19 protein-coding genes, 8 tRNA genes and 2 rRNA genes are annotated in these 25927 nt (G+C 40.0%); 28 read left to right on the top strand and 1 reads right to left on the bottom strand.

Annotated features, from left to right (window positions below; translation table 11 throughout):
• The first annotated feature begins 176 nt into the window (after positions 1-176).
• The 6 genes from LG296_RS17570 (at position 177) to LG296_RS17545 (ending at position 9016) form a co-directional block, all read left to right on the top strand.
• A complete protein-coding gene (locus LG296_RS17570) occupies positions 177-1250 on the top strand; it encodes a D-alanine--D-alanine ligase (protein WP_107934785.1) in 1074 nt (357 codons plus the stop codon).
• A gap of 11 nt (positions 1251-1261) precedes the next feature.
• Entirely contained in the window at positions 1262-2629 is a 1368-nt protein-coding gene (gene murF, locus LG296_RS17565) for a UDP-N-acetylmuramoyl-tripeptide--D-alanyl-D-alanine ligase (RefSeq protein ID WP_107934786.1), read from the top strand.
• 72 nt (positions 2630-2701) lie between these two features.
• Positions 2702-4047, top strand: a protein-coding gene (locus tag LG296_RS17560) for an IS3 family transposase (RefSeq protein WP_404427237.1) whose coding sequence is annotated in 2 segments (ribosomal slippage) — positions 2702-3158 and positions 3158-4047 — 1347 coding nt in all. Because the reading frame shifts where the segments join, the coding sequence is not laid out codon by codon here.
• An 840-nt stretch (positions 4048-4887) separates the two neighbouring features.
• Positions 4888-6435, top strand: coding sequence for a DEAD/DEAH box helicase (locus LG296_RS17555; protein ID WP_107937685.1), 1548 nt, complete (start codon positions 4888-4890; stop codon positions 6433-6435).
• 615 nt (positions 6436-7050) lie between these two features.
• On the top strand, positions 7051-7530 hold the full coding sequence (locus LG296_RS17550; RefSeq protein ID WP_107937687.1) for a PH domain-containing protein: 480 nt from the start codon (positions 7051-7053) through the stop codon (positions 7528-7530).
• Positions 7523-9016, top strand: a complete 1494-nt coding sequence (locus LG296_RS17545) for a PH domain-containing protein (protein ID WP_107937689.1) — start codon at positions 7523-7525, stop codon at positions 9014-9016. Before LG296_RS17550 ends, LG296_RS17545 begins: the two co-directional genes overlap by 8 nt.
• Positions 9017-9088: 72 nt before the next feature.
• Here the strand turns inward: LG296_RS17545 and LG296_RS17540 are convergent, their stop codons facing one another.
• A complete protein-coding gene (locus LG296_RS17540; protein ID WP_107937691.1) occupies positions 9089-9694 on the bottom strand; it encodes a rhomboid family intramembrane serine protease in 606 nt (201 codons plus the stop codon).
• Positions 9695-9757: 63 nt separating this feature from the next.
• Between LG296_RS17540 and acpS the strand changes: the two genes are divergently transcribed.
• The 22 genes from acpS (at position 9758) to LG296_RS17430 (ending at position 25816) form a co-directional block, all read left to right on the top strand.
• Positions 9758-10114, top strand: a complete 357-nt coding sequence (gene acpS, locus LG296_RS17535; protein ID WP_107937693.1) for a holo-ACP synthase — start codon at positions 9758-9760, stop codon at positions 10112-10114.
• A 133-nt stretch (positions 10115-10247) separates the two neighbouring features.
• A complete protein-coding gene (locus LG296_RS17530) occupies positions 10248-11261 on the top strand; it encodes an outer membrane lipoprotein carrier protein LolA (protein ID WP_107937695.1) in 1014 nt (337 codons plus the stop codon).
• 214 nt (positions 11262-11475) lie between these two features.
• Positions 11476-12597: an alanine racemase gene (gene alr, locus LG296_RS17525; protein ID WP_404427236.1), complete on the top strand. Its 1122-nt coding sequence runs from the start codon at positions 11476-11478 to the stop codon at positions 12595-12597.
• 194 nt (positions 12598-12791) lie between these two features.
• On the top strand, positions 12792-13019 hold the full coding sequence (locus LG296_RS17520) for a hypothetical protein (RefSeq protein ID WP_404427996.1): 228 nt from the start codon (positions 12792-12794) through the stop codon (positions 13017-13019).
• A 4-nt stretch (positions 13020-13023) separates the two neighbouring features.
• Positions 13024-13374, top strand: a complete 351-nt coding sequence (locus tag LG296_RS17515) for a type II toxin-antitoxin system PemK/MazF family toxin (RefSeq protein WP_107937700.1) — start codon at positions 13024-13026, stop codon at positions 13372-13374.
• Between the two features lie 230 nt (positions 13375-13604).
• Positions 13605-14003 carry an anti-sigma regulatory factor gene (locus LG296_RS17510; RefSeq protein ID WP_107937702.1) on the top strand — a complete coding sequence of 133 codons (399 nt, stop codon included), beginning with the start codon at positions 13605-13607 and terminating at the stop codon, positions 14001-14003.
• 13 nt (positions 14004-14016) lie between these two features.
• The gene (locus LG296_RS17505) at positions 14017-15012 is read left to right on the top strand and encodes a PP2C family protein-serine/threonine phosphatase (RefSeq protein ID WP_107937704.1); all 996 of its coding nucleotides are present in this window, start codon (positions 14017-14019) and stop codon (positions 15010-15012) included.
• 78 nt (positions 15013-15090) lie between these two features.
• Entirely contained in the window at positions 15091-15426 is a 336-nt protein-coding gene (locus LG296_RS17500; RefSeq protein ID WP_107937706.1) for an STAS domain-containing protein, read from the top strand.
• Positions 15413-15886 carry an anti-sigma B factor RsbW gene (gene rsbW, locus LG296_RS17495; protein ID WP_107937708.1) on the top strand — a complete coding sequence of 158 codons (474 nt, stop codon included), beginning with the start codon at positions 15413-15415 and terminating at the stop codon, positions 15884-15886. Before LG296_RS17500 ends, rsbW begins: the two co-directional genes overlap by 14 nt.
• Positions 15864-16643 (top strand): RNA polymerase sigma factor SigB, encoded by a 780-nt coding sequence (gene sigB / locus LG296_RS17490; protein WP_107937710.1) that lies wholly within the window; start codon positions 15864-15866, stop codon positions 16641-16643. The genes rsbW and sigB overlap by 23 nt, the downstream gene beginning before the upstream one ends.
• A gap of 345 nt (positions 16644-16988) precedes the next feature.
• A complete protein-coding gene (locus LG296_RS17485; protein ID WP_107937714.1) occupies positions 16989-19169 on the top strand; it encodes a Tex family protein in 2181 nt (726 codons plus the stop codon).
• Between the two features lie 122 nt (positions 19170-19291).
• On the top strand, positions 19292-19756 hold the full coding sequence (locus tag LG296_RS17480) for a SprT family protein (protein WP_107937712.1): 465 nt from the start codon (positions 19292-19294) through the stop codon (positions 19754-19756).
• Positions 19757-20018: 262 nt separating this feature from the next.
• Positions 20019-20093, top strand: a tRNA-Asn gene (locus LG296_RS17475).
• A 1-nt stretch (position 20094) separates the two neighbouring features.
• Positions 20095-20169 (top strand) — tRNA-Glu (locus tag LG296_RS17470).
• A 30-nt stretch (positions 20170-20199) separates the two neighbouring features.
• Positions 20200-20275, top strand: a tRNA-Asp gene (locus LG296_RS17465).
• Between the two features lie 4 nt (positions 20276-20279).
• Positions 20280-20354, top strand: a tRNA-Gln gene (locus LG296_RS17460).
• A gap of 7 nt (positions 20355-20361) precedes the next feature.
• A tRNA-Lys gene (locus tag LG296_RS17455) sits at positions 20362-20436 on the top strand.
• A 59-nt stretch (positions 20437-20495) separates the two neighbouring features.
• Positions 20496-20581: transfer RNA gene (locus LG296_RS17450), tRNA-Leu, on the top strand.
• Positions 20582-20601: 20 nt separating this feature from the next.
• Positions 20602-20678, top strand: a tRNA-Arg gene (locus LG296_RS17445).
• 15 nt (positions 20679-20693) lie between these two features.
• A tRNA-Gly gene (locus LG296_RS17440) sits at positions 20694-20767 on the top strand.
• Between the two features lie 133 nt (positions 20768-20900).
• A 16S ribosomal RNA gene (locus LG296_RS17435) occupies positions 20901-22454 on the top strand.
• A 439-nt stretch (positions 22455-22893) separates the two neighbouring features.
• A 23S ribosomal RNA gene (locus LG296_RS17430) occupies positions 22894-25816 on the top strand.
• Together the 16S and 23S rRNA genes with 8 tRNA genes alongside form the textbook arrangement of a ribosomal RNA operon.
• The last annotated feature ends 111 nt before the right edge of the window (positions 25817-25927 follow it).

Here is a 25927-nt window from a genome sequence, read left to right as displayed (position 1 = left end):
TTTGACAGGGGGTTTTTTCACTTTTTTTGCTTACTAAATACCATGTGTTAGTTGGTAGAAAAAAATACAAAGTGCAACTAAGGCGTTTTGCTATACGTCTTTTCGATAAGCCTAGTTTTCTAAGAACTAAGTTTTCGTGTTAAACTAGAACTACTCAATATTTGGAGGGTCAAAAAATGAAAAAGCGCGTTGGTTTATTATATGGAGGGAAGTCTGCTGAGCATGAAGTATCATTATCTACAGCGACAGCCGTTTCAAAAGCTATTGATTATGAAAAATATGATGTATATCCGATTTTCATAACATTGGATGGTCAATGGCTAAGAGGACCTCAGTTAACAAAGCCAGTTGAATCGATTGAACAATTACAATTTAAAAGCGAAGAAGTATCACCAAATAATATTACAGAATTTATTTTAGATAATAATTCCCAGGCTCAATTTGATGTAGTTTTTCCTTTGTTACACGGAACAAATGGGGAAGATGGAACAGTGCAAGGACTATTAGAGGTGCTGAATTTCCCGTATGTAGGAAATGGCGTATTGGCTTCAGCGGCTGGTATGGATAAAGTAACGATGAAACAGCTATTTAGTGTAGCGGGCTTAAAGCAGGTTCCTTATGTTCACTTTATTCGAAACGAATGGAATAACGGCTCCGAGGACCTTATCGAAAAATGTGAATGCGATTTGGGGTGGCCGATGTTTGTAAAACCAGCTAATCTTGGTTCAAGTGTTGGGATTAGTAAGGCTATGAATAGAGAAGAGTTAGTCAAAGCAATCGAGTTTGCTTTCCAATATGATCGTAAAGTAATCGTTGAACAAGGTATTACAGCACGTGAAATTGAAATGGGTGTATTAGGAAATGATGACCCTAAAGTATCTGTAGCCGGTGAAATCAAACCAGTGACTGAGTTTTATGATTATGAATCTAAATATAAAGATGGTTCAACGGCGCTTATTATTCCTGCTGAAATTTCTTCTGAAGTGGAAAGCACTATGAAGGATATGGCTGTTCGTGCATTTAAAATTTTAGATTGCTCAGGAATTGTTCGTTCCGATTTCTTTGTAACAGAAAATAATGAAGTTTATATTAATGAAGTGAATACAATGCCTGGGTTCACACCAGTAAGCATGTATCCGTTATTATGGCAGCATACTGGCGTTAGCTATCCACAATTAATTGATAGCTTAATTGAGCTTGCAATTGAACGTCATACAGAAAAACAACAATTACAATATAACCGAGATTAGAGTGAATTGACATGAAAAGAACATTAAAAGAAATTGCCAATTGGATAAATATTGATTGCCAAAGCTATTCTGATACGATTATAAAGGGAGTCTCCATTGATACAAGAACAATTTCAGAAGGAGATCTATTTATTCCTTTTCGCGGTGAGTCTGTTAATGGACATAAATATGTTGCACAGGCTTTTGAAAAAGGGGCAGCTGCCACTCTTTGGTTAAGAGATGAACCAAACCCTCCGACAGATATGCCTGTTTTATTTGTTGAGGATGCAGAGCTTGCTTTGCAAGAAATGGCTCGTGCTTATCGTCATGAACATCAAGCTAAATTTATTGGTGTAACAGGCTCGAATGGAAAAACGTCGTCTAAAGATATTTTAGCAAGTATGTTAACGCCATTTTATAAAGTACAAAAAACAATCGGTAATTTTAATAATCAATTAGGTGTACCTATTACGATATTAAATCTTGATGAAGATACTGAAATTGCGGTTTTAGAAATGGGAATGAGTGGTTTTGGTGAGATTGAATTTTTAACAAAACTTGCGAAGCCGCATTTTGCTGTAATTACTAATATCGGGGAAGCGCATATGCAGGACCTTGGTTCGCGTGAAGGAATTGCAAAAGCAAAATTCGAGATTATCCTTGGCTTGAACGAGGATGGCATCCTATTCTTTGACGGTGATGAGCCTCTACTTCAAAATTTGGTAAATTCACAAGCACAGCTTACATCTAAAGGCTTTGGCTTCAATACGTCGAATGACTTAGTAGCAACGTCGATTGAAACAACTGAAAAAGGAAGTCGTTTTACTGTTCAAGGTGAAGTGAATGGAGAATTCTTTATTCCTGTTTTAGGGAAGCACCAAGTGAAGAATAGCTTAAATGCCATTTTATTGGGGAAAAATCTTGGCTTAACTAATGAGCAAATTCGCGAGGGTCTATCACAAGTATCATTAACAGATATGCGTATGCAATTGGTTCCTACTGAACAAGGAATATTATTTATCAATGATGCCTATAATGCTGCACCTACCTCTATGATGGCAGCTATCCATTTTGTCCAATCGACTTCGTTGCGTGAGGATAAATGGTTAGTGCTAGGTGACATGCTTGAGTTAGGTGATGACGAGCAAAAATTTCACGAGCAAATCGCAAACGCCATTGATGCTGAAGCAATCTCAAGAGTTTGTTTATATGGCACTAGAATGAAGTGGCTATATGAACAGTTAAAACAAAAATTTGCTAACGAATACTTAATGCATACTGAGAATGATTACGATCAGATTGTAGATTATATAAAACGTCATGCAAATGAAAAATCATTAATCTTATTAAAAGGTTCTCGAGGAATGAAATTAGAAACGGTTTTAAATTCATTTAAGTAAATAAAAGACACCTTTAAGTTGAACTGCCCCGTAAAAGTTAGACACTAATCTAACTTTTACGGGGGTTTTTTTATGGCTAAATTTTCTATCGAACAAAAAATTCAAGCAGTTGAACGTTATATAAATGGGCATGAATCAATGAATGAAATCGCGAAGGATATTGGTGTTACTCGGCGTGTAATCAGTGATTGGGTTCGTCTTTATCAAGAGAACGGTAGAGAGGCATTCCTAAAATCCTATACAAACTATTCTGCTGAGTTTAAAATGAATGTACTTAACTATATGAACGAAACAGGTACATCCTCTATTGACACAGCTGCGATATTTAACATTTCATCTCCTGGCTTGATTCGAACTTGGAAGATAAAGTTTGAAATTGGTGGTTATGATACTCTTGTTTCTAAGAAAAAGGGGCGACCACCTATGAAAAAGGACACGAAAACTTTACCCGCTGAAGGATCTGTAGAAGAACTAGAGGCGCGTATAAAGCAACTGGAAATGGAGAATGCATATTTAAAAAAGTTAAACACTTTAGTTCAAATGAAAGAAAAATTACCAACCAAATCAAAGCGCAAGTAATTTATGAACTAAAGGAAATCTATGAAGTGGTGGAATTAATTAAAGTCGCTGATATTCCACGTAGCACATATTACTACTGGGAAAAGCGTTTAAATCGTGATGATAAATATGCAGAAGTTAAAGCTGTTATTCAGTCCATTTACCACGAACATAAAGGGCGTTACGGGTATCGTAGAATTGCTAAAGAATTAAAGAAATATGGCTTCTCTCATGATCCAAAAACAATTAATAAATTGATGAATGCCATGGGCATTAAATGCGAAGTACGTATGAAAAAATACCGATCATACAAAGGAAATGTCGGGAAAATTGCACCGAACATTTTACATCGTGATTTTACAGCGAAAAACATGAACGAGAAATGGGTAACGGACGTAACAGAATTTCATTTATTTGGTGAGAAGCGTTATTTATCTCCAGTATTAGATTTATGTAACGGTGAAATCATTGCCTACACGGTAATGAGTCGCCCAGTTTATAAATTAGTTGGCGATATGTTAAAACAAGCAGTAATGCGGCTTCGACCAGATGATCAAGTCCTTCTACATTCAGACCAAGGTTGGCACTATCAAATGAAACTATACCAACGAACATTAAAACAACATAATATCACACAAAGTATGTCCCGTAAGGGCAATTGTTTGGATAATGCAGTCATTGAAAATTTCTTTGGCTTACTAAAATCTGAGCTACTTTATCTGCAAGAATTTGAGAGCATGGAGCATTTTGAGAAGGAACTATCGGATTATATTCACTATTATAATAACAAACGTATGAAGGCAAAATTAAAAGACCTAAGCCCGGTGGAATACCGAACTCAGGTCCTTGAAGCAGCTTAATTACATATGTCTAACTTTCTTGGGTCAGATCAAGTCGAGTTGGTACTTAAAGGTGTTTCTTTTTGTAGTAGAAAAATTAAAGGTTTAAAGGAAATCCAGCAAAGATGGGACGGGTTTCTTGAAATATTCTACTCCAATTACGATTTTCTAATAGGATTATTATTGGATAAAAAGGGTAATTAAAGCTTTGTAGGGAATGTAGTTTTGGCAGAAGATGCAATACATGGGCAATTAAAAGTTAGCGAATTATTTAAACCTTTCAAGCGCAATATAAGGACTGTACCAGTTAGCCAAATTGTTTAGATTCGATGAAACGACCTTTAAAGTGGTGCCTACTCAATGATTGTGTGCGGTTTGAAGATGAATGTATTTCTAAATTAAGTTAATGAATTTTCAAGTGTTTGTTTAAAAGTTTTAAAAATAATTTACTTTTATGATTTTTTATGACCTATGGTTTCCTTAATTTTCTAACGGAAAACGAAAATTAAGAATATTATAACAAGAGCAATTTCGTTGCAATGCAGTTAAGAGCCGTGATAGACTATGATAAGCAATGGATACATTTTGTGCGAAGGCTCTTCACAAAAATTGATGAAGAGTGCTTTTTTTTGAATTTAACGGTTTTATTCTATTTTTATTAAGCTTTACACATAAGAAGATGGGTAGAATGAACCGCTCGGCAAAGACCGGGCTTTCCCTTTCATATAAAATCGCTCTCTGTTCGAAGACGGAGAATTATTAAGTATCGGAAACGTTCCAAAACTTAGGCTCGAAGTTTGCCGCATTTCATCTGAAAATGTAACCATTTGTCAACTTAAAGGAAAAAGGAGATTGAGAAGTTTGACAAATTTTTCAGAATTAAATATTAGCGAATCAACATTACGTTCATTAAAGCGTATGGGATTTGAAGAAGCAACACCAATCCAAGAAGGCACTATTAAGTTTGCAATGGAAGGTCGTGACGTATTAGGTCAAGCGCAAACTGGTACTGGTAAAACGGCAGCATTCGGGATACCGCTTATTGAAAAAATTGACCCAAAAAACCCGAACATCCAAGCATTAATTATTGCCCCTACTCGTGAATTAGCAATCCAAGTTTCGGAAGAATTATATAAAATTGGTTATGATAAACGCGTTAAATTATTATCTGTATACGGTGGACAAGAAATTGGACGTCAAATTCGTGCGTTAAAAAATAAACCACAAATTATCGTTGGTACTCCAGGTCGTATTCAAGATCATATTAACCGTCACACATTAAAGCTTGATCAAGTACAAACACTTGTATTAGACGAAGCGGACGAAATGTTGAACATGGGCTTCATCGATGATATTAATGCGATTTTAGAAAATGTTCCAGACACTCGTCAAACATTATTATTCTCGGCTACAATGCCACCTGCAATTCGTAAAATTGCAAACACTTTCATGAAAAACCCTGAAGAAGTGAAAATCAAATCAAAAGAAATGACAGTTGAAAACATCGAGCAATTTTTCGTAAAAGCTCAAGAGCGCGAAAAATTCGATGTATTAACTCGAATTTTAAATGTACACCAACCAGAGCTTGCGATTATCTTTGGTCGTACAAAACGCCGTGTTGATGAATTATCACAAGCATTAAGTATTCGTGGGTATGTTGCAGAAGGAATCCATGGTGACTTAAGCCAAGCAAAACGTATGTCTGTATTACGTCAATTTAAAGAAAATAAAATTGACATTCTTGTTGCAACAGACGTTGCTGCACGTGGTCTGGATATTTCAGGTGTTACACACGTTTATAACTTTGACATTCCTCAAGATCCAGAAAGCTATGTTCACCGTATCGGCCGTACTGGTCGTGCTGGTAAATCTGGGCTTGCAATTACATTTGTAACTCCACGTGAAATGGGTTACTTACGTATTGTTGAAGAAACAACGAAAAAACGTATGACACCACTACGTCCACCAAGTGAAACAGAAGCACTAGTAGGACAACAAAAAGTAGCTATGGATAAGTTAGTTGAAATCGTTCAAGCGAATGATTTAAATGAATACCGTATCTTAGCTAATGAATTATTAGAAGAACACAATGCAGTTGACTTAGTAGCAGCAGCTATTAAATCAATGACTAAAGAACCTGATGAAACACCAGTAACAATTTCTGAAGAGCGTCCATTACCTGCTCGCAAAGAACGTTCTGGTGGAGGCGGTCGAGGCCGTGGAGGAGACTCTCGCGGTGGTCGTCGTGACTTCGGTCGTGGCGGACGCAGCAGTGGAGGCGGCGGTGCACGTCGTGATGGAGGCCGCAGAGATGGAGGTCGCCGTGACGGTGGCCGCAAAGAAGGCGGTAGCGCAGGCGGCGGAGATCGCAGACGCTCTTCAAGCACACCACGTCGTCGTGAAGACTAATTAAATTAAGTATTAGAAGTGTCCTTTCGGGGGCACTTTTTTTGTGTGAAAAGAAGTATCGCTAAACGGCAAGATCCGGAGAGAAGATAGCTCACATCCCCGAAACGGCAAAATCCGAAGTTTCGGGGAAGAGAGAAGCGCACTCACTTCCCCGAAAGAGGAAAATCCGGAGTTTGGGGAAAAGAGAAGGGTGCTCACTTCCCCGAAAGAGGAAAATCCGGAGTCTGGGGGAAAAGAGAAGGGTGCTCACTTCCCCGAAAAAACAAAATCCGGAGTTACGGGTAAAAGAGAAGTGGACTCATTTCCCCAAAACCATAAAATCCAAAGCTTAGGGTAAAAGATACCCCTACTCAGCCGCACTTCACCTAAATCGCACAACCCCACTCGGAACTAGTCTACAAGGAATTCACATATCACTTTATCCTAGTTGTTAGTTTGATTTTCGTTAAGCTTAGGGGAAAGTGTACAATTGGAGAATTATCCATATGTGTTAAAAGTGCATCGCTTTTTCAAACCGATATATGCTAAATTAATAAGTACTAGCTTATATTTTGAATATATTGAAACAATTAACAGTCTTATTCGTATTAAGAGGAAAGAGAAGGGGTGTATTTTGTGCGAAAACAATTGAATTATCAAATACCGAGGAAGGGGTTAACTGTATGGCGATTGTATGGTCTTTTTAATACTTTGGTAGTCTCTGTTTTAATGGGGGTTGCTTGTTTCTTAACCTATTATTTTGAGTGGCCATCGTTCATAGTTTATATAGCAATCGCACTTGTACTAATTGTCGGACTGGCATCGATTTGGCTTTTCCCGAATATTCGCTGGGACCATTGGCGATATGAGGTGCGAGAGCATGAGATTGAAATCCAATATGGCTTATTTATCGTGAAGCGAACATTGATTCCGATGGTTCGTGTCCAGCATGTTGATACTTCACAAGGACCGATTTTGAAAAAATACGATTTAGCCAATATTTCAATTTCAACAGCTGCTACAACACATATTATCCCAATGTTAGTTACAAATGATGCGGATAGTTTAAGGTCCCGTATTTCGACTCTAGCAAGGGTGGCTGAAGATGATGTCTGAGGATCGCTTTAAATTACATCCAGTTGCAGCGGTAGTTGATTTTGTAAAGGGACTAAAAGAATTGATTCTACCCTTTTTAATTATCTTTTTTGCAAACGGTTTTAACGTTACGTTTAATCCTGGAGATGGAAGCTTCTGGGCAAGTATTGTTCCTCTGGGCATCTTTGTCCTAGTAATCATTGTTCGCTTAATAAATGGAGTTCTTAAATGGTGGACATATGTGTATTGGTTTGAGGAGAAGGAGCTAAGGGTTGAGTATGGTCTTTTAGTTAAGAAAAAACGTTATATTCCGTTTGATCGAATTCAAAGCTTAAATTATAAAGAGGGTATTTTTCACCGGATTTTTGGGCTTGTCCAAGTAATGGTTGAAACGGCTGGTAGTACGAACGGTAAGCCGGAAGTTATTTTAACTGCAATTACAAAGGAAGCAGCTGACCAAATTGAGCTGGTTACTCGAAAAAGTAAGGAAGAAGAGTATGAAAATGAGCTGCAAAGTGAAACTGGGAACTCAGTTGAGAAAGCGCAAGCTCCGAGTTCAAGAGTAATCCATAAAATGAACAAAAAGGATTTACTCGTATTAGCAACTACTTCAAGCAGTATGGGCGTTGTAATTGCCGGAGTTGCAGCGGCTTTATCCCAATTTGCAGAATTTATTCCTTTTGAATGGTTATTCGAAGAGTTTTCGGACTTTATTAAATTTGGTTTTGTTATTGTAGCGTTTGCTGTTTTTGTTTCGTTTTTATTTACATGGGTAATTGCTGTTATTATTACATTTATAAATTACTATGATTTTACAGTAATCGAGGAAAATGAACGTTTAACTATTACAAGGGGATTGTTAGAAAAGAAGAGGGTAACGATTCCTTTAAATCGAATCCAAGCTATCAAAATCGTAGAAAATCCAGTAAGGCAAATGTTTGGGTTTGCTGCAGTTGCTGTGGAAAGTGCAAGTGGGGGATTTGGTGGAGAAGAAAAAAAGATAACCCTATTTCCATTAATAAAGAAGTCGAGGTTATTTAAGCCGTTGCATGAACTGCTTCCTGAGCTTGAATGGCAGCAAGCTTTAACGAAGCCACCCAAAAAAGCAAAGCCATTCTTTTATCGAATCGACTTTGTTTGGCTATTGCCAGTTATTGCCCTTTGCTCATATATATGGTTTCCGTATGGATTGTTCTCGTTGCTGATTATTGTACCAATCATTTTGCTAGGCTTGTGGCAATTTAAAACGACAGGCTATGCCATTAGCGGTAATCAACTAACACTTTGTTATCGAATATTTAGTAGGGTTACATTTGTTGTTGAGAAAAAACGCATTCAAGCTTTGGAAAGTAGACAGACATTTTTTCAAAAGAGAAGAGAAATTGCTAGTGTGGAAGTAACGGTAATGTCTGGATTTACAGGTGCGACGGCAAAAGCCCTGAATCTTGAAACTAGAGATATAGAAGAAATGATGAGCTGGCTCGAAAAAAATGACCACCTAAAATAAACGATATAAAAAAGGCAATCTCGGATTTAGTAAAAGAGATTGCCTTTTCGTTTACATTTAATAAGGTATCAATTATTTCTGTCTCCAGCGAATGATATTCTTTGGTGTGAAATAGGATAGACCAAGCAAGAAACCAGTAACTAAACCACCGATATGTCCCGTAACATTAATATTAGGAGATATAAAGGTAATAATTACACTAATAACCACAAGCGGAAGGATTACCTGCTTAAGCTGTGGCATTGTATGGCGAGTATAGTAGACAAGCGCAGCGAAAGCACCGAAAATACCGTAAATAGCACCACTTGCCCCAACGCTTGCGTAGTTGCCAGCCTGCAATACGAATGTTGCCACATTACCAAAAATACCTGCTAGAAAGTAAATCGTTAAAAATCGCATTTTCCCAGCAATTTTCTCTAGCTCTGGACCAAACAAGAATAAAGAGAACATATTAAATAAAACATGCATGAAGTCTGCGTGAATAAACATTGATGTAATAATTCGCCACCATTGACCATCTTCAATTAAATAATTCACACTCATCCCTGTGTAAAAAACTTCATCACCAATATAGGGAAGCATTGTTATAATATAGACGATGAAATTAATCGCAATAATCGTTGACACAATTGGATATAGCTTTAAAAATTGTTTAAAATTTTCTGTACGAATAAACATGTAACCACCTCATATCGATTATTATACATTGTATTTTATTAATAATAAAAGGAGAACTTCCATATGATAAAAGGAATTGGACTAGACATAGCAGAAATCCCAAGAATAAAAAAAGCAATAGATCGTTCAGAAAAATTTGGACAACGTATTCTATCTGAGCGTGAATTGAATATATTTAATCAACTATCTGAACTACGAAAAGTAGAATTTTTAGCGGGGAGGTTTGCAGCAAAGGAGGCATTTTCTAAAGCAAATGGTACTGGTATAGGTAAGAATTGTGAGTTTCGTCAGATTGAAGTGTTGAAAGATGATTTAGGAAAACCAACTTTGTATTTCAACGGAGAATTAGTGAGTGGACATGTCAGCATCACACATACAAAAGAGTATGCGGCAGCTCAAGTGATACTAATGCATTCTTAAGACGCGATATAATCTATAGAAAAAATTTGATTAATAATTTGTTAAGTTGTCCAAAAGTGATAGCATAAAGTTATACATCCACTCATATATTTGACGTATCGGAGCTGAAAGTAGTAGAAGAAAGGATGGAGTTTTGCGACACAAATTAACCTTATTTTTTGTTATGTTGTTAGGAGTACTAATGCTTGCAGCTTGTGGGGAGGATTCACAAGAGGATGTTCTGCAAAATCTAAATGATAAGTGGAACGATGTAAAAGGATATGAGCTAGATGCCACAATGGAAATCAAAACTGGTGCTGAACCAAGAGTTTATGATGTAAATGTATGGCATACTGATCCAGAATTTTACCGTGTGAAAGTAACTCAGCAAGGTGAAGACGTAACACAAATGATTATCCGTAATGATGAAGGCGTATTTGTAGTAACACCTTCCCTAAGAAAGACGTACAAGTTCCAAAGTGAATGGCCGAAGCAAAATAGCCAAGCCTATCTAATTGGAGCATTAGCTGAAGACTTGTTAGCCGATGACAAGGTGGTAATGGAAGAAGATGAGAAGAATTACATCTTCACAGCAGCAACTCGAAATAATCATAAAAGTATTATGCCAACGCAAAAGATTGTAGTGGACAAGAAAACAATGCTTCCAACTTCTGTTTCGGTAGTAAACGAAGCACAAGAAGAGCAAATGGTAATCACGTTTAAAAATATCGATCTAGGAATGCAGCATAAAGAAAGCGAGTATGCAGTAGAAAACTTCTCTGAGTCAAATGAAGAAGAAACTGCTAGTGCAAGTGCACCAGTTCAATCTGAATTCCAAACATACTATCCTGAATTAAATTGGGAGAATACAAAACTAGTAGATGAAAAAGTAGTTATGGAGAATGGAACAGAGCGTGCTATCTTAACGTTCGAGGGTGATAAATCCTTCACACTTGTCCAACAGCCTGTAGAGTATGGTGAATCCGCAACTCTTCCAGTATATGCACCTGGTGATCCAGCTGATTTAGGATTTACTATTGGCGCAATTACTGAAAAATCTATTAGCTGGGAACGTGATGGCGTATCATTCTTTATCGCATCAAATAACCTAACACAAGAGGAAATGGTACAAGTTGCGGCTTCGGTTACAACCGGTGGATTAAAATAAATAAGTAAAGTGAGTAACTAGTTCCACATAAATATATAAAATTCGAGAGGTTAGTCTTAAAGTGGACAAATGGGACGCTCTAAGGCTAACTCTCTCTTAATTTTCTTAAAGTAAGTGAAAGTGGTGGACAAGAACTAGTATTAAAATTTAAAATAAAAGAATGAATATTACAAATATTTGAAGTTTATAATTGCTAAAAGAGGGAATAACAATAATGCAAAACATAAAGCACTTCCGTCCAACCAAAGCCATCATTAATCTAGATGCTATAAAACACAATGTGAGTTACTTGAAGGAATTTTTACAACCAGGAGTTCAGATCATGGCTGTGGTGAAGGCAAATGCTTACGGACATGGAGATGTTGAAGTTGCAACGGTAGCTATAGAAGCTGGTGCTACTATATTAGCGGTAGCTACACCAGAAGAAGCACTTTATCTTCGAAAAGCCTTCCCAAATATCGATATTTTAATATTGGGTTATGCCCCTGCATCATTTGCACCATTTGCAGCAAATGAAAATATTACGTTAACAGTGTTTTCATTTGATTGGGTGCAGCAAGTTAAGGAGTTTAGTTTATCGCATCCTTTAAAATTACATATTAAAATTGATACTGGCATGGGTAGAATAGGTGTCACTCAAATTGAAGACTTACAAAACCTGTATAACGCGATAACATCCTCTGATAGTTTACTTGTAGATGGAATTTTTACACACTTTGCTACTGCAGATGAAGAGGATGTCGCTTATTTTCATCATCAAGTTGCTAAATTTGAAGAGTTTATAAGTGCTTTACCTGAAAAACCACGACTTGTGCATGCTGCTAATACAGCGACGATGCTTATAAAAGATCGAGCTCTTCAATATGATGCAGTAAGGTTTGGAATTTCAATGTATGGATTAGCACCCTCTGCCTATGTAAAAACGAAATTACCGTTTCCATTACAGCCTGCTTTCTCATTAGAAACAGAACTCATTGAAGTAAAGAAAGTTCAAGCTGGTCAATCGATTGGCTATGGAGCAACCTTTACAGCATCAGAACCGTCGTACATTGGGACAATCCCAATAGGATACGCTGACGGATTAATTCGAAAATATAGTGGTCAACATGTATTAATAGATGGCGTACGTGTACCAATCATCGGAAGAATTTGTATGGATCAATGTATGTTATTATTACCAGCTGCATATAATATAGGTAAAAAAGTAACTTTAATTGGAAAACAAGAAGAAGAAGAAATTACACTTGATGAATGGGCAGCAAAAGGCGATACAATTAACTATGAGGTCCCTTGTATCATTACTTCCAGAGTGCCTAGAATCTACTACAAAAAATAGTAAAATGCGACAAAATCTTCAACAAAAACCGATAAAACTACATGGATAGCCATATTTTTTAATAATTATCTTTTCAACATATCATTTCGATGATAGAATGAGAAAAGAATTGAAATGGTACGGTTTTTGTGGAGGTGCTTGTTTTGTACGCGAAAAAAGTAGAAGAAAAGGAAGTATTAGAACTTCCTCAAGAGATGTTAATGGCTTTTAATACACTTGAGCAAAAATCACGAGAAAGTGAAAGTTATGTTTATATTTCATCTCGTAGATTATCTACGCACAAGCAACCAAATCAAATACGGGAAGCTTTAATGAAAGGCTATGTGGAAATGTCGCAAATCAACCTGAACATTTGTAGCGAATGTCTACATGCAGAGTATGAAGCGGAACATATGGTGGAGCGTCTCGTAAGCGGGGGATGACATTTTGATTGTGAAACGAGGGGACGTGTTTTTTGCAGATCTCTCACCAGTTGTGGGATCTGAACAAGGCGGTACGAGGCCCGTATTAATCCTTCAAAACGATATAGGTAATAGATTTAGTCCAACTGTAATCATCGCTGCGATTACTGCGCAAATTCAAAAAGCAAAATTGCCGACTCATGTCGAAATTGATGCCAAAAAGTATGGTTTTGAAAGAAACTCGGTAATTTTGCTTGAACAATTGCGTACCATAGATAAATCGAGGTTGACAGATCGTATTACCCAATTAGATGATGAGCTTATGGAAAAAGTGGACGTTGCACTTGAAATAAGCCTAGGATTAATGAAATTTTAATACATAAAATGTAAAGGTATGACCTAAAAGATTAATTCTTTTGGGTCATTCTTTTTTTATGAATAGTTAGACCATTTTAGCTATTGCCAAAATCTTTTGTCTATTTTTCGCAATAAATTTGATGTAAGGACACTTGATAATATATATTAGAAATATCAGGATTTATACATATTTGCTAGAATGATAATATGCGTTCCGATTTAATTCATTAGCAAAATGGGGGTGCAGTGATGAGAGAAGCAAAAATAGTAGAGATAGTGACAGAATTAGATATAGTAACTGCACGCAAGCTAGGTCGAGATGAGGCTAAGGATATTGGATTCAATGATGTAGACCAATCTAGAATTACGACTGCAATTGGCGAACTCGCAAAAAATATATTATTATATGCCCGTACTGGGAGAATCGTGATCGAGGAAATAGAAGAGAATGGCCAAAAAGGAATTTCGATTTCCTCGATTGATAAAGGACAAGGTATGGAAGAAGTCCATAGAGTATTAGAGGATGACTATTCGACAAGTAATACTGGCGGCGGTTTGCCAGCTGTTAAGAGACTTGTAGATTCAATTGATATTCAATCTAAGGTTGGCAAGGGAACTACGGTTAAAGTATTGAAATGGCTAAGTTAGGGTGTGGATTTAAGTGGAGCAGATAAGAAAACAATATAAAAAAATCTTATCAGACTATATTGGCAACCAAAGTGAAAGCGATTTATATATCGGCCAGAATTTTATTAAACGTATGATTCAAAAAAATGTGACACCAGAAGAGGTTATTAGTATTCACAAGCAGGTGCTTGAGGAGATTTATGATGATATACCTCAAACTGTGTTGCATGGTTATGATTTTTTAATCGAAGTAATGGTTCATTTTGGGTTAAAGGTTCAGGAACATCAGGCTTTACTCGCCAAACAAGAAGAGCTGCGTATTGAAATGGATATCGCAACCAAAATTCAAAATCTATTATTAGAGACAGAAATACCGAATCCGCCATCAATTGATATAGGAATGCTCTCAATCCCTCTTCGGAAAATGAATGGGGACTATGTTCATTTCATGCATGACAAGGGCCGTTATTTAAGTGCCGCTGTAACAGATGTAGTAGGCAAAGGAGTCCCAGCTGCACTATGTATGTCCATGGTAAAATACGGTCTTGATACTTTGGAATATGCAAACAGCAATCCTTCGTATGTTTTGGAAGTTTTAAATAGAATCATTGAAAAAAGTATAGATGATAGTATGTTTGTTTCGCTATGTTATCTGCGTTATAACCTAAAAACAGATGTACTTACATGGAGCTCTGCTGGACATGAACCTTCTCTTTACTATAATGCAGAAAAAGAAGAGTTCTATGATTTAGAATCAAAAGGCTTACTACTTGGGATTTTACCTGAAACAAAATATACCCAACAGGATATTCAGTTAAGGGATGGAGATCTTGTTATTGTCATGACTGATGGTGTAACAGATTTTCGGAACAAAGAAGAATTTGACTCTCGCGAAATTATTAAGGAGCTTGCTTTAGCTAACCGTCACCTAACTGCTCAAGAAATGTGTGAGACGATTCATAAAGCTTTACAAAAGCTGCACGACTTTAAGTTAGAAGATGATTTCACACTAGTAATCATAAAAAAATAATTTTTTTAAGAATAATAGGTTTAACAAATGCAGTATGGGGAAAAGACCATATAGGTAATTGTGGGAGGTGTCTTAAAAATGAACGTAAATGTACAATTCCGAGAAGATGGTGATTTACTGTTAGGCTTTATCGAAGGGGAAATTGATACGTATACAGCACCAATTTTAAGAGATGAGCTGGAGATGATTCGTTTGTCAGAAGGCTTAGTTGTAGAATTGGATTTATCAAATGTAAATTATATGGACAGCACAGGTCTTGGAGTATTTGTAGCGTTTTATAAGAAAATCGTTAAAGAAAATGCTAGCTTGAAATTAGTTAACCTGTCTGCCAGGTTAACAAGATTATTTGAAATAACAGGCCTTAGTGAATTAATGGAAATAGAAAAAGGTGGGACAACCAATGCGAGCATTTGACTACATTGAAATTCGAGTTCCTGCAAAGCCACAGTACGTTAGTGTGATAAGATTAACTGTTTCTGGATTAGCTTCTCGCGTTGGTTTTTCCTATGACGAAATTGAAGATATGAAAATCGCCGTAAGTGAAGCAGTGACAAATGTAGTTCAGCATGCGTATGGACTTCATGAGGATGGAGAAATTGTCATCGGCGTTGCTTTGTATGCAGATAAAATCGAAGTAATGGTATCGGATTACGGACATAGTTTTAACTTTGAAGAGGTTAAGTCACAAATTGGTCCATACCAAGAAGATGAAAGTGTTGAATTATTAAGAGAAGGTGGACTAGGGCTTTACTTAATGGAAACATTAATGGACGAGGTCAGAGTGAACAATAACGAAGGTGGAGTCACTGTTTTCATGACAAAATATGTCACGAGAGAGCAGGTGAAAGAAAATGTCCAGTCAATCACCAGATAATCGAAAGTCTTCTGAAGAGATATTAAAATGGATAGAAAAATATCAACAAACAGAAGAGCAAGAAGCATTAGATCGTTTAGTAATACATTATAATAATTTAGTAGAATCAATTGCTAGAAAATATTCCTATGGTAAAACTAATTTTGAAGATATAGTTCAAGTAGGAATGATCGGATTGCTTGGGGCAATTCGACGTTTTGATACGTCATTAGGCAGAAGCTTTGAAGCCTTTGCAGTTCCAACTGTTGTTGGAGAGATCAAAAGGTTTTTACGTGACAAAACGTGGGATGTTCATGTACCTAGACGGATTAAGGAGCTTGGTCCGAAAATTAAAAGCGCCGCTGAATATCTAACTACCAAACTACAATACTCACCCTCTATCCAAGAGATCGCAGAGTATTTAGAGGTGGAAGAAGAAGATGTTCTTGAAGCGATGGAAATGAGTAAAAGCTATCATGCCCTTTCAATGGACCATTCCATTGATGCGGATTCTGAAGGTGGTACCGTCACCTTGATGGATGTCGTCGGGAAAGAAGATGACGGCTTCGAGAGAACAAATCGTCGAATCGTTGTTTCAGAGGCAATGGAAACCTTAGAAGAGCGTGAAAAAGAAATATTAAAGTTAACATATTACGACCAACTGAGCCAAAAGGAAGCGGGAGAAATGCTGGGGATTTCTCAGATGCATGTATCACGTATTCAAAGAAAGGCTATTAAAAAATTACAGCAGGTCATTACTGCTGATGGCGTAGTGTAAAAGCTTTAACTAGGTAAAACTTTTACATACCAATTTAGAATCTTAATAAAATGGACAAGTCTACCTATCAACTAGTTGAATGGGTAGACTTTTTTATTGAGTTTGAATACCTAATTTCTTTATTAAAGACTTCTAGCAAGTACGATAATAGAAGAAAGTGGTATGTAAATGTTAAACTAAGATTATTCGACTTCGTAATTTTCAAAAAGAAAAGAGAAGCTTATTAAACGAAATTTATGAAAAGAGATTGGTACAAGCAGTAAACAAAATGCAAAGCTTGGACATTGATCTCAAATTAAGTATTAATGATAGAGTAATTTATGAAAATTGAAAGGCTGTGAAATGATGGAAGAAAAGAAAATGCTGCAAATGATTGCAACTGATGCACTAGTTAAACCACATCAAGCAGAAGCAGTTATCAAACTATTAGAAGACGGCAATACAGTTCCTTTTATCGCTCGATATCGTAAGGAAGCAACAGGGTCGTTAGATGAAGTTCAAATTAAAGCGATTGAAGACAGATATCACTACATACAACAGCTAGAGCAACGAAAAGAAGAGGTTATCCGTTTAATCGACGAACAAGGGAAACTAACAGAAGATTTACAGACGGCGATACAATCGGCAACTGTTTTACAGCGTATTGAGGATTTATATAGACCTTATAAGCAAAAACGACGTACAAAAGCAACGATTGCCAAAGAGAAGGGGTTAGAACCTTTAGCAGAGGAAATGATGAAATTCTCAAAAGAAGATATTCAAAAAATCGCTTCTACGTTTCTTAATGCAGAAAAAGGTGTGGAAACTCTTGAGGATGCAATAGCTGGAGCAAGGGATATATTAGCAGAAAGATTTGCTGACGATGCACAAATTCGTGATCAAATACGAAAATTCTCCTGGAGAGAAGGGAAAGTTGTAACTGCTGTTAAGGATGCAGATAAAGATGAGAAAAAAGTGTTTGAAATGTATTACGAGTATGAGGAGCCGGTAAAATATATCGTGCCTCATAGAACACTTGCCCTTAATCGTGGTGAAAAAGAAGATATTCTAAAAGTAGCCATTCAGGTTCCTATAGATCGAGTTCTTCCAATTATGGAGAAGGCATGGATTCCTTATAATTCTTCTTCGTCTTCAGTTGCCCATGTAAAAGAAGCAATTGAAGATGGTTATAAGCGATTAATTCAGCCTTCTATTGAGCGAGAACTACGAAGTGAATTAACCGAAAAAGCTGAAGAACAAGCAATTCATATCTTCGCTGAAAACTTAAAAAGCTTATTATTACAGCCACCAATGCGCGGAAAAATGGTTTTAGGTGTAGACCCAGCTTATCGAACAGGTTGTAAATTAGCGGTAGTAGATGAGACAGGTAAAATGTTTGAAGTAACAGCAATATACCCACATCCACCAAAGCCTGATGTAGCAAAATCAAAAGCGGTAGTGAAGGCTTTATTAGCTAAATATCCTATTTCAATTGTAGCTATTGGAAACGGAACAGCATCTCGTGAAACAGAGCAATTTATCGCAGACGTTTTAAAGGAAGTTGAACAAGATGTTGCGTATGTAATCGTTAACGAAGCAGGGGCTTCTGTTTATTCTGCTTCTGAGGTAGCGCGAAACGAATTCCCAGACTTACAAGTAGAGCAAAGAAGTGCTGTTTCAATTGCTCGTCGCTTACAAGATCCTTTATCGGAACTTGTTAAAATTGAACCAAAAGCAGTAGGAGTTGGCCAATACCAACATGACGTATCGCAAAAGAAATTAGCCGAGTCTTTAACATTTATAGTAGAAACAGCAGTTAACCAGGTAGGGGTAGACGTTAATACAGCCTCGGCTTCACTTTTACAATATGTATCTGGTTTATCGAAAACTGTAGCAGAAAATATTGTTAATGCACGAAGTGATAGCGGGAAATTCATATCCCGTGCACAACTAAAGAAAATCCCCCGACTAGGTGCGAAAACATATGAACAGGCGATTGGGTTCTTACGCATCGCAGAAGCAAAAAATCCTCTTGATGCAACAGGGATACACCCAGAAAGCTATAAATTAGCAGAGGAAATTTTAGCTAATGTAGGCTTATCGAAAAAGGATGTAGGCTCCAAGAAATGCGAGGAAGCTTTAGCTGCAATAGATGTGAAAACTTTAAGTGCCGAGCTTGGTGTCGGTGAAGTAACGGTAAAGGATATTGTGGACACATTAATGAAGCCGACTCGAGATCCACGAGACGCATTCCCGCAACCGTTATTAAAAACAGATGTATTAAAAATGGAGGATCTACAAGTAGGGATGGAGCTGCAAGGGACAGTCCGAAACGTAGTGGATTTCGGTGCCTTTGTAGACATCGGTGTAAAACAGGATGGTCTAGTCCATATCTCTAAGCTTCAAAAGCGCCGTATCAAGCATCCTTTAGAGGTTGTCTCGCTAGGGGATATTGTCACAGTATGGGTTGATAAAGTAGAAGTGAATAAAGGTCGTATCGCTTTAACAATGATTGCCCCTGAGAAACAGGTAGAACTAATTCAGTAAATTATATATAGTACTAGCAAAACACTTTGGTTTCCAGATGGACCAGAGTGTTTTTTCTTATGTGCAATACACTTATTTTTCATGGGATTATATGATAGATTATTTCATAGGAGGGGATACATATGACAGATCAAGAACTACAAGTATTAGTAGAGGAATTATCTCAAAAGTATTTTGATGTACCCTTTTTACATCAAGCCTATTTTAACAGCAGATTACGAACGACTGGGGGCCGTTATCTGCTAAGAAGTCATAATATCGAATTTAATAAAAAATCCTATGAAATCTTTGGTATTAAAGAATTGCGCGGTATCATCCTTCACGAACTATGTCATTACCATCTTCACATAAGGGGGATGGGCTACAAACATCGAGATGCAGATTTCCGAGCGCTCTTAAAGAAAGTCGGTGCACCAAGGTTTTGTTCAACAATAGAAGAAAACAAAAAGCAAACTAATACTAAAACATACTTATATGAATGTGTTGAATGCAAACAATTATATCCGCGTAAGAAACGAATGGATGTGAATAAGTACCGCTGTGGTAAATGCCGCGGCCGACTAATAGAAAGAAAGACTGTTGAATAATGAATGGTTTTAAACTAGCGAGTTCGTTTTTGTGGAAGAATTGTTAAAAGTTCTAATTAGATGAAATTTAAATGTATGTTTTTTTGAAAAAGTGCACATTATAGGAAAGTTGTTTCCTTTCAAATGACGTTTAAAGCCTTGATATATAAGGGTTTTAAAGAGGAATGGTAAAAATGTAAAAAAGTTTTAGTAAAAGTGTTGACTTTGTATGAAAGTGTCTCTATAATAATAAAAGTCGACAAGATAAGTCGTAACAAATTATTCCGAAGTAGCTCAGTGGTAGAGCAACCGGCTGTTAACCGGTTGGTCGTAGGTTCGAGTCCTACCTTCGGAGCCATGGCCCGTTGGTCAAGTGGTTAAGACACCGCCCTTTCACGGCGGTAACACGGGTTCGAATCCCGTACGGGTCACCACTTATTATTTAAATAGCAATAAAACAATTTGGTCCCGTGGTGTAGCGGTTAACATGCCTGCCTGTCACGCAGGAGATCGCCGGTTCGATCCCGGTCGGGACCGCCATTGTTGGGGTATAGCCAAGCGGTAAGGCAACGGATTTTGATTCCGTCATGCCCAGGTTCGAATCCTGGTACCCCAGCCATTTGTACGAGCCATTAGCTCAGTGGTAGAGCATCTGACTTTTAATCAGAGGGTCGAAGGTTCAAGTCCTTCATGGCTCACCAGTTTTTATTCTTGACTTAGTTCGAGAATGGTGTATACTTAATAGAGTCTTCATTTGAACGCGGTCGTGGCGGAATGGCAGACGCGCTAGGTTGAGGGCCTAGTGGGGGCAACCCCGTGGAGGTTCAAGTCCTCTCGGCCGCACCAAGTAGCACATTTCAAAATACGCGCCCGTAGCTCAATTGGATAGAGCGTCTGACTACGGATCAGAAGGTTGTGGGTTCGACTCCTGCCGGGCGCGCCATTATAAATTTAATATGCGGGTGTAGTTTAATGGTAAAACCTCAGCCTTCCAAGCTGATGTCGTGAGTTCGATTCTCATCACCCGCTCCATAATATATTTGAACCTTGAAAACTGAACGACAAAACGTTAATGAACATAGTTTCTTCTATTAAATTAGAGAAACAAAATTTTGGACATCAATATTGATGCCAGCATAAAATTTGAGCTAATCAAATTTTCTCTTTTATGGAGAGTTTGATCCTGGCTCAGGACGAACGCTGGCGGCGTGCCTAATACATGCAAGTCGAGCGGACTTTAGAAAAGCTTGCTTTTCTAAAGTTAGCGGCGGACGGGTGAGTAACACGTGGGCAACCTGCCCTATAGTTGGGGATAACTCCGGGAAACCGGGGCTAATACCGAATAACACATTCCTTCTCCTGTTGGAATGTTGAAAGATGGTTTACGCTATCGCTATAGGATGGGCCCGCGGCGCATTAGCTAGTTGGTGAGGTAACGGCTCACCAAGGCGACGATGCGTAGCCGACCTGAGAGGGTGATCGGCCACACTGGGACTGAGACACGGCCCAGACTCCTACGGGAGGCAGCAGTAGGGAATCTTCCACAATGGGCGAAAGCCTGATGGAGCAACGCCGCGTGAGTGAAGAAGGTTTTCGGATCGTAAAACTCTGTTGTAAGGGAAGAACAAGTACAGTAGTAACTGGCTGTACCTTGACGGTACCTTATTAGAAAGCCACGGCTAACTACGTGCCAGCAGCCGCGGTAATACGTAGGTGGCAAGCGTTGTCCGGAATTATTGGGCGTAAAGCGCGCGCAGGTGGTCCTTTAAGTCTGATGTGAAAGCCCACGGCTCAACCGTGGAGGGTCATTGGAAACTGGGGGACTTGAGTGCAGAAGAGGAAAGTGGAATTCCAAGTGTAGCGGTGAAATGCGTAGAGATTTGGAGGAACACCAGTGGCGAAGGCGACTTTCTGGTCTGTAACTGACACTGAGGCGCGAAAGCGTGGGGAGCAAACAGGATTAGATACCCTGGTAGTCCACGCCGTAAACGATGAGTGCTAAGTGTTAGGGGGTTTCCGCCCCTTAGTGCTGCAGCTAACGCATTAAGCACTCCGCCTGGGGAGTACGGTCGCAAGACTGAAACTCAAAGGAATTGACGGGGGCCCGCACAAGCGGTGGAGCATGTGGTTTAATTCGAAGCAACGCGAAGAACCTTACCAGGTCTTGACATCCCATTGACCGCTATGGAGACATAGCTTTCCCTTCGGGGACAGTGGTGACAGGTGGTGCATGGTTGTCGTCAGCTCGTGTCGTGAGATGTTGGGTTAAGTCCCGCAACGAGCGCAACCCTTGTTCTTAGTTGCCATCATTTAGTTGGGCACTCTAAGGAGACTGCCGGTGACAAACCGGAGGAAGGTGGGGATGACGTCAAATCATCATGCCCCTTATGACCTGGGCTACACACGTGCTACAATGGACGGTACAAACGGTTGCCAACCCGCGAGGGGGAGCTAATCCGATAAAACCGTTCTCAGTTCGGATTGTAGGCTGCAACTCGCCTACATGAAGCCGGAATCGCTAGTAATCGCGGATCAGCATGCCGCGGTGAATACGTTCCCGGGCCTTGTACACACCGCCCGTCACACCACGAGAGTTTGTAACACCCGAAGCCGGTGGGGTAACCCTTTTGGGAGCCAGCCGTCGAAGGTGGGACAGATGATTGGGGTGAAGTCGTAACAAGGTAGCCGTATCGGAAGGTGCGGCTGGATCACCTCCTTTCTAAGGATTATTAACGGAATGGTTGACCTTCCGAGGTCAAACCAACATTAACGTTTTGTGTTCAGTTTTGAAGGTTCAGTAATGAAACTTCAAAATGTGCTCCTGCCGCGAAGAATAAGCAAAGAGGTAACTCAAAGCTATCGTCGCAAATCTGCACGGAGTAATATCACTGATGTTTAATCACGATGTGATTGAAGTCAGCTGATTTGTTCTTTGAAAACTGGATAAAACGACATTGAAAGCAACAAAATTCAAGTAATTGATTGTGTAGTTCTTAAGTCTTTTCTTTTTAAGAAAAGCAGTAACTTTTAATCGAGGGTTTCAAGACACGAGTTAGACAAGGAAACAAGCGAGCGAACACCGCAGTGTACTTTAGTACATGAGGATGTGAGTGAGTGCAGTTGACACAGTATAACGATGTGGATTGGAAGCCGAACTAGGTTAAGTTATTAAGGGCGCACGGTGGATGCCTTGGCACTAGGAGCCGAAGAAGGACGGCACTAACACCGATATGCTTCGGGGAGCTGTAAGTGAGCTTTGATCCGGAGATTTCCGAATGGGGGAACCCACTGTTCGTAATGGAACAGTATCTTGACGTGAATACATAGCGTCTTGAAGGCAGACCCAGGGAACTGAAACATCTAAGTACCTGGAGGAAGAGAAAGAAATTATTCGATTCCCTGAGTAGCGGCGAGCGAAACGGGAAGAGCCCAAACCAAGAGGCTTGCCTCTTGGGGTTGTAGGACACTCAACATAAGAGTTACAAAGGAATGAGTTAGACGAAGCGACCTGGAAAGGTCCGCCGTAGCGGGTAAAAGCCCCGTAGTCGAAAGTTCATTCTCTCTTGAGTGTATCCTGAGTACGGCGGAACACGTGAAATTCCGTCGGAATCCGGGAGGACCATCTCCCAAGGCTAAATACTACCTAGTGACCGATAGTGAACCAGTACCGTGAGGGAAAGGTGAAAAGCACCCCGGAAGGGGAGTGAAATAGATCCTGAAACCGTGTGCCTACAAGTAGTTAGAGCCCGTTAATGGGTGATAGCGTGCCTTTTGTAGAATGAACCGGCGAGTTACGATTACGTGCAAGGTTAAGCTGAGAAGGCGGAGCCGTAGCGAAAGCGAGTCTGAATAGGGCGAATGAGTACGTGGTCGTAGACCCGAAACCAGGTGATCTACCCATGTCCAGGGTGAAGGTGAGGTAACACTCACTGGAGGCCCGAACCCACGCACGTTGAAAAGTGCGGGGATGAGGTGTGGGTAGCGGAGAAATTCCAATCGAACCTGGAGATAGCTGGTTCTCTCCGAAATAGCTTTAGGGCTAGCCTCGTGATTGAGAATACTGGAGGTAGAGCACTGTTTGGACTAGGGGGGCATCTCGCTTTACCGAATTCAGACAAACTCCGAATGCCAGATATTTATACACGGGAGTCAGACTGCGAGTGATAAGATCCGTAGTCAAAAGGGAAACAGCCCAGACCACCAGCTAAGGTCCCAAAGTAATCGTTAAGTGGAAAAGGATGTGGCGTTGCTTAGACAACCAGGATGTTGGCTTAGAAGCAGCCATCATTTAAAGAGTGCGTAATAGCTCACTGGTCGAGTGACGCTGCGCCGAAAATGTATCGGGGCTAAACGATTCACCGAAGCTGTGGATGGAACATCTTAGATGTTCCGTGGTAGGAGAGCGTTCTAAGTGCGTTGAAGTCAGACCGGAAGGACTGGTGGAGCGCTTAGAAGTGAGAATGCCGGTATGAGTAGCGAAAGATGGGTGAGAATCCCATCCACCGTATGACTAAGGTTTCCTGAGGAAGGCTCGTCCGCTCAGGGTTAGTCGGGACCTAAGTCGAGGCCGATAGGCGTAGACGATGGACAACAGGTTGATATTCCTGTACCACCTCCCCGCCGTTTGAGTAATGGGGGGACGCAGTAGGATAAGATAAGCGTACCGTTGGTTGAGTACGCCCAAGCAGTAAGGCGTGGAAGTAGGCAAATCCGCTTCCTGTAACGTTGAGCTGTGATGGGGAGCTCTTATGAGCGAAGTATCTGATTTCACGCTGCCAAGAAAAGCCTCTAGCGAGGCGGGAGGTGCCCGTACCGCAAACCGACACAGGTAGTCGAGGAGAGAATCCTAAGGTGTGCGAGAGAACTCTCGTTAAGGAACTCGGCAAAATGACCCCGTAACTTCGGGAGAAGGGGTGCTCTCAGCAATGAGAGCCGCAGTGAATAGGCCCAGGCGACTGTTTAGCAAAAACACAGGTCTCTGCAAAACCGTAAGGTGACGTATAGGGGCTGACGCCTGCCCGGTGCTGGAAGGTTAAGAGGAGGGGTTAGCGCAAGCGAAGCTCTGAATTGAAGCCCCAGTAAACGGCGGCCGTAACTATAACGGTCCTAAGGTAGCGAAATTCCTTGTCGGGTAAGTTCCGACCCGCACGAAAGGCGTAACGATCTGGGCACTGTCTCAACGAGAGACTCGGTGAAATTATAGTACCTGTGAAGATGCAGGTTACCCGCGACAGGACGGAAAGACCCCGTGGAGCTTTACTGTAGCCTGATATTGAATTTTGGTACAACTTGTACAGGATAGGTAGGAGCCAGAGAACTCGGAGCGCCAGCTTCGAGGGAGGCGTCGGTGGGATACTACCCTGGTTGTATTGAAATTCTAACCCATGCCCCTTAGCGGGGCAGGAGACAGTGTCAGGTGGACAGTTTGACTGGGGCGGTCGCCTCCTAAAAGGTAACGGAGGCGCCCAAAGGTTCCCTCAGAATGGTTGGAAATCATTCGTAGAGTGTAAAGGCACAAGGGAGCTTGACTGCGAGACCTACAAGTCGAGCAGGGTCGAAAGACGGGCTTAGTGATCCGGTGGTTCCGCATGGAAGGGCCATCGCTCAACGGATAAAAGCTACCCCGGGGATAACAGGCTTATCTCCCCCAAGAGTCCACATCGACGGGGAGGTTTGGCACCTCGATGTCGGCTCATCGCATCCTGGGGCTGTAGTCGGTCCCAAGGGTTGGGCTGTTCGCCCATTAAAGCGGTACGCGAGCTGGGTTCAGAACGTCGTGAGACAGTTCGGTCCCTATCCGTCGTGGGCGTAGGAAATTTGAGAGGAGCTGTCCTTAGTACGAGAGGACCGGGATGGACACACCGCTGGTGTACCAGTTGTCTTGCCAAAGGCATCGCTGGGTAGCTATGTGTGGACGGGATAAGTGCTGAAAGCATCTAAGCATGAAGCCCCCCTCAAGATGAGATTTCCCATTACGCAAGTAAGTAAGATCCCTCAAAGACGATGAGGTAGATAGGTTCGAGGTGGAAGTGTGGTGACACATGGAGCTGACGAATACTAATCGATCGAGGACTTAACCAAAATCTTGAATGCAATCAATGTCTTTATCCAGTTTTGAGAGAACAAGCTTCTTTCAGAAACAAATAGGAACTTCACCTAAGAGCGCAACGTCCATGTTGCAACGGCGAAGCC

It is taken from the genome of Ureibacillus chungkukjangi, from assembly GCF_044795995.1.
Classification (GTDB): Bacteria; Bacillota; Bacilli; order Bacillales_A; family Planococcaceae; genus Ureibacillus; species Ureibacillus chungkukjangi.
The sequence above is the reverse complement of the archived record's forward strand: the minus strand, read 5'-3'. Positions and strand labels throughout refer to the sequence as shown.

What these genes read in the sequence shown, in the direction of transcription:
- LG296_RS17570 (WP_107934785.1), top strand. Translation starts at nt 177, where the DNA reads ATGAAAAAGCGCGTTGGTTTATTATATGGAGGGAAGTCTGCTGAGCAT.
- LG296_RS17480 (WP_107937712.1), top strand. Translation starts at nt 19,292, where the DNA reads ATGACAGATCAAGAACTACAAGTATTAGTAGAGGAATTATCTCAAAAG.
- LG296_RS17510 (WP_107937702.1), top strand. Translation starts at nt 13,605, where the DNA reads ATGAGAGAAGCAAAAATAGTAGAGATAGTGACAGAATTAGATATAGTA.
- murF (WP_107934786.1), top strand. Translation starts at nt 1,262, where the DNA reads ATGAAAAGAACATTAAAAGAAATTGCCAATTGGATAAATATTGATTGC.
- LG296_RS17485 (WP_107937714.1), top strand. Translation starts at nt 16,989, where the DNA reads ATGGAAGAAAAGAAAATGCTGCAAATGATTGCAACTGATGCACTAGTT.
- sigB (WP_107937710.1), top strand. Translation starts at nt 15,864, where the DNA reads ATGTCCAGTCAATCACCAGATAATCGAAAGTCTTCTGAAGAGATATTA.
- LG296_RS17545 (WP_107937689.1), top strand. Translation starts at nt 7,523, where the DNA reads ATGTCTGAGGATCGCTTTAAATTACATCCAGTTGCAGCGGTAGTTGAT.
- LG296_RS17540 (WP_107937691.1), bottom strand. Translation starts at nt 9,694, where the DNA reads ATGTTTATTCGTACAGAAAATTTTAAACAATTTTTAAAGCTATATCCA.
- rsbW (WP_107937708.1), top strand. Translation starts at nt 15,413, where the DNA reads ATGCGAGCATTTGACTACATTGAAATTCGAGTTCCTGCAAAGCCACAG.
- LG296_RS17500 (WP_107937706.1), top strand. Translation starts at nt 15,091, where the DNA reads ATGAACGTAAATGTACAATTCCGAGAAGATGGTGATTTACTGTTAGGC.
- acpS (WP_107937693.1), top strand. Translation starts at nt 9,758, where the DNA reads ATGATAAAAGGAATTGGACTAGACATAGCAGAAATCCCAAGAATAAAA.
- alr (WP_404427236.1), top strand. Translation starts at nt 11,476, where the DNA reads ATGCAAAACATAAAGCACTTCCGTCCAACCAAAGCCATCATTAATCTA.
- LG296_RS17520 (WP_404427996.1), top strand. Translation starts at nt 12,792, where the DNA reads ATGTTAATGGCTTTTAATACACTTGAGCAAAAATCACGAGAAAGTGAA.